This window comes from Aeribacillus pallidus, from assembly GCF_050478865.1.
GTDB lineage: Bacteria > Bacillota > Bacilli > Bacillales > JACDOC01 > JACDOC01.
Genome location: NZ_JBCNBW010000073.1, coordinates 1 through 8,708 on the forward strand (window position 1 = coordinate 1; position 8,708 = coordinate 8,708).

Here is an 8,708-nt window from a genome sequence, read left to right on the forward strand (position 1 = left end):
ACTTTAAGGGGTGCAGTTCATCTTAGCGGTACGGGTTTATTTATTGTTAGTTCCGGGGAACATGAAATTCAATAATATTTCCATCGGGATCGGTGCAAAAAATTTGTTTAAATCCACTTCGACTATTTGGTTTTTCTTTTACCTCGATCCCTTGTCTTTTAAGATGATTCAATGTAGCCTCATAATCTTTCACACGAATGGCAAAGTGACCGTCTCTTGAATCTATCCCCCCATCTTTTCGTAACGTTTGGGATGTTGGGTGTACGATCAGATGCAATTGTTGGTTCTCTCCAATGGTAAACCACGCACCTGGAAAATCAAACGGTGGGCGTTTAATTTCCTTTAATCCTAGTTGATCTCTATAAAAAGTGATGGCTCGCTCTAAGTCTGTTACTACAAGGCTGACATGATGAATACCTTCAATTTTGATCACCGTCATCACTCCTAGAAATTCACTTTGACAAAAAAAGATACCTCAACAGGAGGTACATGTTATAATTGTTTCACTTTTTCTAAAACCTCTTTTGGCTCAGCTCGTTTTGTATAGTCTTCATCGACATAAGCGTAGCGAATCGTTTGATCACGGTCGATAATAAATGTTGCCGGAACTGGTAAATTCCATGACTGGTCACCATTGTATTGATCGACGTTTAATTGAAATGTTTTGTACACATCAATTAAATAATCAGGTAAAGTAAACAACAAATTGTACTTTTGGGCAACTTCGCCGCCAACATCACTTAAAACATAAAAAGAGAGTTCGTTTTTCTCTTTGGTCGTTAATGATTTGTCCGGTGATTGTGGGCTGATGGCGACCAACTCTGCTCCAGCTTGATGTAATTCTTCTAGCACTTGTTGATACGCCTGAAGTTCTAGATTACAATATGGACACCAAGCGCCTCGATAAAAGGTAAGTACGACTGGCCCTTTTTTTACTAACGATGATAACTGTACTTCCTTACCTGTCGCATCTGGAAGTGAGAAATCAGGAGCTTGCTCACCAACTTTTAGCCCTTTTCCTTTGTCCGAAGCTTTTAATTCTTCCGTCGCTTTTGCCATAATTGCTCGTACTTCATCTGGAATACGTTTACCAGCATTTTGTTTATAGTGTTCAATAGCTTCTAATAAACTGTTCATGCTCTCCTCTCCTTTCAATACGTTTAATTTTATTATAATTTCACTTTATATCCAATCAAACCAATTTGCATTAAGATAGGTAGAATTTTCATAATAAAAACCGATGGGATGGCTCCCATCGGCTTATTATTTATTAATCTTCCATCACTTTTTTCTCAAATCGATTAATATCCGAGTCCGCCCCAATGACGATTAATACATCTCCTTTTTGGATGACTTCATTTGCTTGTGGGGACACGTTAATTTGATTTCCACGCTTAATCGCTACAATATTGATTCCGTATTTGGCGCGGATATCTAATTGTAAAATGGAATGCCCAGCGAGCACGTCATTAGCTACGATTTCAACAATACTATGCTCGTCGGATAACTCTAAGTAATCAAGCACATTGTTCGAAACGATGTTATGCGCTATACGTCGGCCCATATCACGCTCGGGATGAACGACATGATCGGCACCTATTTTTCGTAACACTTTTTCATGATAATCATTTTGTGCTTTGACTGTAATATGTCTGACGCCCATTTCTTTTAGCATTAACGTCGTTAAAATACTTGATTGAATATCATCACCAATAGCGACAATGACATGGTCAAAATTACGGATTCCTAACTCTTTTAATACTTCTTCATCCGTTGTATCAGCAACCACCGCATGGGAGGCAATTTTTGAATATTCATTAACCCGATCTTCATCTTTATCAATCGCAAGTACTTCCATTCCTTGGTCGACGAGCGTACGACATATGCTTCCCCCAAAACGCCCAAGACCAATGACGACAAACTCTTTTTTCATGGTCATCCTCCATTTATTAGATGATCGAACATCATTCCTATTTTACCATAAATATTTGTTGGTTAGAAAAAAATAAAAATGCTTAACCGAAGGAAATGTTCGGTCAAGCATTTCGTAAATCCTTATTTTTTTCCTTTTACATAGTCTGCATCGAATAAAAATAGTCGCATGAGTAAATAAAGGGATGGTACAAGCAAGAGCAAGCCTGCAATAAACACGACGACTAATGCCGTTGCCATCGTTATGTTCGTCACACTGTCATGAATGGTGACGTATGGGTAAAGGATGTACGGTAAGTGAGACACTCCGTAGCCAAAGAAGGCAAAAAAGAACTGAAACATAACAAAGATAAACGCTGTTCCATATCGTTTTTGTTTATAAATAAAGTAGGAAGCGACAAAAAAGCAAAGTAGAGAAAGAGCAAACATCCACCAATACTTCAAGGCATTCGCAAAATGCTCCGGATTATGTTCACTTAAAGCAACAAACACAAGAAAGCTTGCCACAATCGTTGGCGGACTCCAAAATAAAGCAAATCGTCGAAGTAACGTTCGGGCCTCGATATCCCCTGCCCGGTCTGCATAATATGTTAGAAAAGCAGCGCTAATGAACAGGACGGATACAATCGCTAAAAAGACGACACTCCATGAATAGGGACTTGTGAACAACTCTTTTGCTAAAAATACCACTTTATCGCCTTCTTTTTGTAAAAAGCCCCCTTCAGAAATCGTTAACGCCGTCGAAAGTGATGCTGGAATTAGGAGCCCTGTCGCTCCGTATAAAAACAAATAGACCATATTTTGTTTCGAACCATAGTTTTCAAATGCGTAAAACGATCCACGAATCGCTAACAAAATTAGCGCAACGCTTCCGGGAATAAGGAGGGCCGAACCGTAATAATAAGCGGTATCTGGAAAAAACCCGACTAATCCGACAAAGAAGAAGACGAAAAAAACGTTTGTTACTTCCCAGACCGGATTTAAATACCGTTTAATCACTTGATTAATCACGTGGTCACGCTTCGTCCACTTTCCATAAAAGGCAAAGAACCCTGCTCCAAAGTCGATGGAAGCGACGATTACATATCCATAAAGAAATAGCCATAATACTGTAATCCCAATGATTTCAACAGTCATCGTTCTCCCCCCTTGTCTTATCCAGCGATGGAAAAGCGTTCTTCTAATTCCACTTCTGCCGGCTTGTTTTTAAACATTCGAATTAAGATGACACAACAGAAGATGGAAAGGATGACATATAAAATGGAGAAAGCAATAAATGTACCGCCTAATCCACCACTTGTCGTTGCCGCTTCCGATACTTTCATGTACCCTCGTAAAATCCACGGTTGCCGCCCAACTTCAGCAAAAATCCATCCAAACTCAATCGCAAGCATTGCTAACGGACCACCCGCTACAACCAACCACAAATAAAGTGGATGATGTTCGTTCCATTTTTTCACTTTTTTTAATACAAAATAAATAAGAGACACAAAAAACGTGTAAAAACCGATGACGACCATTAAATCAAACATATAATGAATCCATAATGGTGGACGTTCATCTTCCGGGAACTCATTTAACCCGGTAACAACAGTGTCAAACGAACTTCCCGCAAGAAAACTTAATGCGTTCGGAATTCTAATCGCATGTTCAATTTCGTTATTTTCATTTAATGTACCAAACAAAATTAAATCCGCATGATCTTCGGTTTCAAAATGCCATTCAGCAGCCGCTAGTTTTTCCGGTTGCACTTTAGCTAAAAATTTTGCCGAGAGGTCTCCTGCAACCGCTGTCCCTATTGAGAAAATGACGCTCATTGCGAGCGTTAATTTTAGCGCTTTTTTATGATACGCTCCTCGTTTTCCACGTAGCATGGCAAAAGCGGTAATGCTGGCTAAAATAAACGCCGATGTTAAATAGGCAGACGTTAAAACGTGAAATACTTTTGTCGGTGTAGCTGGATTAAACATCGCCGCTATCGGATCAATGTTCACCGCTTTTCCACCAATTAGTTCAAACCCTTGTGGAGTATTCATAAATGCATTTACGGTTGTAATAAAGAGAGCTGATGCTGATGAACCAATCATGACCGGAATCGTTAGTAACCAATGATGCCACTGATTTTTAAATCGATCCCATGTATATATATAAATACCTAAGAAAATCGCTTCAAAGAAAAAAGCGAATGTTTCCATAAACAATGGTAAACTAATGACTTGACCAGCCACTTGCATAAACGTCGGCCATATCATCGAAAGCTGCAAACCGATACACGTTCCAGTTACAACCCCTACTGCCACAGTAATCGTAAATCCTCGCGTCCAACGACGCGCCAATAATAGGTAATGAGGGTCCTTCTTTTTAATGCCCATCCATTCAGCAATAGAGATCATTACCGGAACCCCTACCCCAATGGTCGCAAAAATAATATGAAACGCTAACGTTAATGACGTTAACAAACGGCTTAGGATGACGTTATCGAATTCCATAACGTCTCAACCTCCTTTAGGTTCTTTAAAAACTATCCTGTTACTCTATTCTAAGACCTAAAAGGCAGCGGATGAGGTGTAGAAGATGAATATTTTGTGACATTTTTCACAAACATTTATTCGATAGGCTCTACCCTAAAATAACTGTGGATAACTTTTACTGTTATTTCATTCATCGGTGTGCCAATGGCAATTGGCATGAATGTCTGTTAAACGATACTGTTGATATGTATACATTACGCTTGTGGCGGACGCTTTCCGCGGGCAAGGTGCAAGCCGCTTCCCTCGCTACGCTCAAGTAAGGGTCTTGCGGCTTCTTGTTCCCGCTGGAGTCGCCGCCTTTCGCTTCATGTAAATAACTTGCTAAATATCAACAATGACATATAACATAGCCATTCGATAAGTTTTAAAGGACTACATCGATCATACATCAATCCTTCAATCTCAAAAGAAAAAGAGGGAAATCATCCCTCACCAAATTGAGATAAAACAAGTCGATAATATGTCCCTTGCTTTTCCATTAATTGGTCGTGAGTTCCTTGTTCGATTAACTCGCCATGGTCCAACACAAAGATTTGGTCACTTTCCCGAATGGTTGACAAGCGATGGGCAATGATGACGGCTGTTCGATTTTTCAACAATCGTTTTAACGCACGTTGAATTTGGATTTCTGTTTCGGTATCGATACTTGCTGTTGCTTCATCTAAAATAATGATTTTCGGATTAGCTAATAGAGCCCTTGCAAAAGATATTAATTGCCGTTCCCCAACAGATAAAATATTTCCCCGCTCTTCTACTTCTGTTTCATAACCGTTCGGCAATTTTTGAATAAAGGTGTCTGCTCCAATTTCTTTAGCAGCTTGAATAACTTCTTTTTCGGTCGCTTCAGGGCGTCCAAAACGAATGTTTTCCATGATGGTTCCAGAAAAAATAAACGTATCTTGCAACACGATGCTGATCTGCCTTCGTAAACTAGATAACGTGTAATTTCGAATATCTTCTCCGTCAATTCTAACCACACCGTCCGTAGGATCGTAAAATCGACTAATTAAATTCGCAATGGTCGTTTTACCAGAACCGGTATGGCCAACAAGAGCAACCGTTTGGCCTGACCGAATGTTCAAAGTAATCCCTTTTAATGCTGGTCGCTTTTGATCATACGAAAACGAGACGTTGTCGAATGCAATATGTCCTTGCATCTGCTCAATTGGTTTAGCGTCTTTTTTCTCAGATACAATTGGTTTTTCATCTAAAAATTCAAAAATTCGTTCGGAGGAAGCCATCCCCATTAACAGCTGATTGTAAACTTGCCCTAGTCTTGAGATCGGCTCCCAAAACATTCCTAAATAAAAGGCAAAAGAAACAAATTCCCCTAACGAAAGAGACCCTTTTTGAATTAAATGGGCACCAAACCAAATCAAAATAGCCGTTCCAATCGTATTTGTTATTTCAACAAGCGGGCGAAACATCGCATTTTTTCTCGTTGCCGTTCGCCAGCTATCAAAGTTTTCATAGTTAATGCCGTTGAAATACGCCATATTTTCTTTTTCTTGCGTATAGGCTTGCGTAACGCGAATTCCTTGAATACTTTCATTTAAATGAGAATTCAATTTTGACTGTTTTAATCGAACCATTTGCCATGACCGTCTAATATTGCGACGGAGCTTAGTCGAAATGAAAAACATAATCGGTAATATCACCATAACCGTAAGGGTTAATTCCGGACTTAATGTTGTTAAAATAACAACAATACCAAGTAATAAAATAAAATCCATTAATAAGTTGATAACCCCATTGGTAAATAGTTCTTGTAAGGAATTAATATCGTTCATAATTCGAACGAGAATGGATCCGGCTGAACGTTGGTCAAAAAAACGATGGGACAAGTATTGAACATGGGTAAATAAATGTTGCCGCAAATCGTAAATGACACTTTGCCCAAGCTGATTCATCCAGCGAATTCGAAAAAAGTTGGCAATGTAAGAAAGAAAGTACAAGCCAAAAATAAGAATAATGAAGCGTACAAATAAATCCATGTCTTTATTTCGGATCGCTCCATCTAATGTGTATACCCCAATGATAATCGGGATGGCTAATCGAATCACCGTATTGATGATCACTGTGATAAAAGACAATGGTAGTAAATTTTTCGTATAAGGTTTCATATAAGACAACAAACGCCACATTTGATTCCAGTTAAACGGTTTATCAATCACTTGGTCCGTTGAATATCGAAACCGTTGTAATATTTGTTCATTCACCTTTGTATTCCCCAATCACGTCACCTCTTTCGTTAATTCGCATGCACATAATGGTGTTGGTCTTGATACTGAATTTCAAATATGCGTTGATAAATTCCACCGTTTTGCTTGAGCGTGTCGTGAACGCCTCGTTCAACGATACGTCCTTCATCTAATACGAGAATCTCGTCGGCATGTTGTACAGATGAAATACGATGTGCAACGATGAAGGTTGTTCTTCCTTTCATCACTTCTTGTAACGCTTGTTGTATTTTCTTTTCAGTCGTCATATCCACCGCACTTGTCGCATCATCTAAGATGAGGATGCTAGGGTCCGTACACAACGCTCTAGCGATGGCAATGCGCTGCTTTTGCCCGCCGGATAATCCAAGCCCACGTTCCCCTAACAACGTATCATAGCCATCAGGAAGTTCCATAATAAAATCGTGAGCTTGGGCACGTTTCGCCGCATCGATAATCTCATCCATGGTGGCTTCTGGACGTCCATAGGCAATGTTCGCTTTGATGGAAGAAGAGAATAAAAACGTTTCTTGCAAAACAATTCCTATGTGTTTTCGTAATGATTGCAGTTGATATTCATGGATTGGACGGTCATCGATGAAAATCGCCCCTTTTTCTGGTTCATAAAAGCGCAATAGAAGTTGGATAATGCTTGATTTTCCTGAACCTGTTGCACCAATTAATCCGATGATTTTTCCAGGATACGCTGTAAAAGAAACGTTTTGTAACGATGGTTCAGACGCATTTGGATACGTAAAGGTTACGTGATCAAATTTTACATCTCCTTTTATATGGGCTACATCTACCGCATCCGCTTGATCTTTGATATCTTCGTTCTCCTCTAAAATTTCAAGTAGCCGCTCACCTGACGCTTTCGCTTGAGAAAACAAATTAATCGTAAACCCTAAATTCATAATCGGCCAAATGATGTACCAAACTAAGCTGTAAAATGCAACAAGCTCCCCTGGCTTCAGTTGATTGTTTATCACTAAATATCCTCCATATCCAAGCAAGATGACAACGCTCATATTCCCAATAAACTCCATAAGAGGGAAATATTTGGCCCAAACAGAAGCGGTATGCAAATAGTTTTCTTTATACTTTCCATTGGAGGAATTAAACTTTTCGATTTGGAATCCTTCTCGTGATAACGATTTGACAGTTTGAATACCACTAATATTTTCTTGCACGTTCGTATTCAGTCGACCAAATGCTTTCCGCACGCCACGGAATGCAGGATGAACAGACCGATCAAACTTATATACAGCGACCGCCAGAAAAGGTAGAGTGATAAATGTAACAAACGTCAGCGAAACTGAATAGTATAGCATAACAATAAAACTCGCGGTTACTAATAAAACAAGACGTAACAACTCCGTAATGCCAAAGGAAAGAAAAAAACGGAAACCTTCTACGTCCGCAGTTAAGCGAGACATTAAGTCCCCGGTTTTCGCTCGGTCATAATATCGGAAAGGCAAATATTGCAGTTTCTCATACAACCCATTGCGTAATTCATAAACAGAACGAATCCCAAACAAGTCTCCGAAATATTGTTGGATAAAAGACGATATCCCTTTAATGACCATAAATCCGACAAGTCCCAGGGATAAATAAGGAATCCATTCGTACATGCCGTTCAACACCGCTTCGTCAATCGTTAACTGTAAAATCATCGGATAGACAACGGTAATGGAAGTGACTAAAAGTAAAAATAAAAGGGAAACGAAAAAATACTTTTTGTAAGGCCAATAATATGGTTTTAACTTCCTAAACGTTTCCATAAATCCCAACTCCTATCATATTAGTCGTATAAACTAATATATCGGGTTTCTAAATAATTTTCCACTTATTTTTAAAAAATTCTTAAAAATCCATCAATAGTTGGAAGAAACTCCTTATAAAGATGGAGTTAACACAATTGCCTCAACTGATTTAGACAAACAAACGATTTTTTGGCTCTCTGTCAATTGTGGTGGTGCAAATATTTCCAATACTCTCTCTTTGGAAGGAATGTAGGTTAACCTAC

At 39.1% G+C, this 8,708-nt stretch carries 7 protein-coding genes; all 7 read right to left on the reverse strand.

The window, feature by feature from the left end; all coding sequences use genetic code 11:
- Positions 1-46: 46 nt before the first annotated feature.
- The 7 genes from ABES52_RS15325 to ABES52_RS15355 all read right to left on the reverse strand — a co-directional run bounded on the left by ABES52_RS15325 (position 47) and on the right by ABES52_RS15355 (position 8,463).
- Positions 47-433, reverse strand: a complete 387-nt coding sequence (locus ABES52_RS15325; protein WP_429652063.1) for a VOC family protein — start codon at positions 431-433, stop codon at positions 47-49.
- Between the two features lie 59 nt (positions 434-492).
- A complete protein-coding gene (locus ABES52_RS15330) occupies positions 493-1,137 on the reverse strand; it encodes a peroxiredoxin-like family protein (protein WP_429652065.1) in 645 nt (214 codons plus the stop codon).
- A 133-nt stretch (positions 1,138-1,270) separates the two neighbouring features.
- Entirely contained in the window at positions 1,271-1,933 is a 663-nt protein-coding gene (locus tag ABES52_RS15335) for a potassium channel family protein (protein WP_429652067.1), read from the reverse strand.
- Positions 1,934-2,055: 122 nt separating this feature from the next.
- On the reverse strand, positions 2,056-3,069 hold the full coding sequence (locus ABES52_RS15340) for a cytochrome d ubiquinol oxidase subunit II (protein ID WP_429652069.1): 1,014 nt from the start codon (positions 3,067-3,069) through the stop codon (positions 2,056-2,058).
- Positions 3,070-3,086: 17 nt separating this feature from the next.
- Positions 3,087-4,421 carry a cytochrome ubiquinol oxidase subunit I gene (locus tag ABES52_RS15345; protein WP_429652071.1) on the reverse strand — a complete coding sequence of 445 codons (1,335 nt, stop codon included), beginning with the start codon at positions 4,419-4,421 and terminating at the stop codon, positions 3,087-3,089.
- Between the two features lie 464 nt (positions 4,422-4,885).
- Complete coding sequence (locus ABES52_RS15350) at positions 4,886-6,682, reverse strand: ABC transporter ATP-binding protein (protein ID WP_429652073.1); 1,797 nt, start codon at positions 6,680-6,682, stop codon at positions 4,886-4,888.
- Between the two features lie 32 nt (positions 6,683-6,714).
- Positions 6,715-8,463: an ABC transporter ATP-binding protein gene (locus tag ABES52_RS15355; RefSeq protein ID WP_429652075.1), complete on the reverse strand. Its 1,749-nt coding sequence runs from the start codon at positions 8,461-8,463 to the stop codon at positions 6,715-6,717.
- Positions 8,464-8,708: the final 245 nt, after the last annotated feature.

Coding starts and splice junctions, on each gene's coding strand:
- ABES52_RS15330 (WP_429652065.1), bottom strand. CDS start 1,137: ATGAACAGTTTATTAGAAGCTATTGAACACTATAAACAAAATGCTGGT.
- ABES52_RS15335 (WP_429652067.1), bottom strand. CDS start 1,933: ATGAAAAAAGAGTTTGTCGTCATTGGTCTTGGGCGTTTTGGGGGAAGC.
- ABES52_RS15340 (WP_429652069.1), bottom strand. CDS start 3,069: ATGACTGTTGAAATCATTGGGATTACAGTATTATGGCTATTTCTTTAT.
- ABES52_RS15345 (WP_429652071.1), bottom strand. CDS start 4,421: ATGGAATTCGATAACGTCATCCTAAGCCGTTTGTTAACGTCATTAACG.
- ABES52_RS15355 (WP_429652075.1), bottom strand. CDS start 8,463: ATGGAAACGTTTAGGAAGTTAAAACCATATTATTGGCCTTACAAAAAG.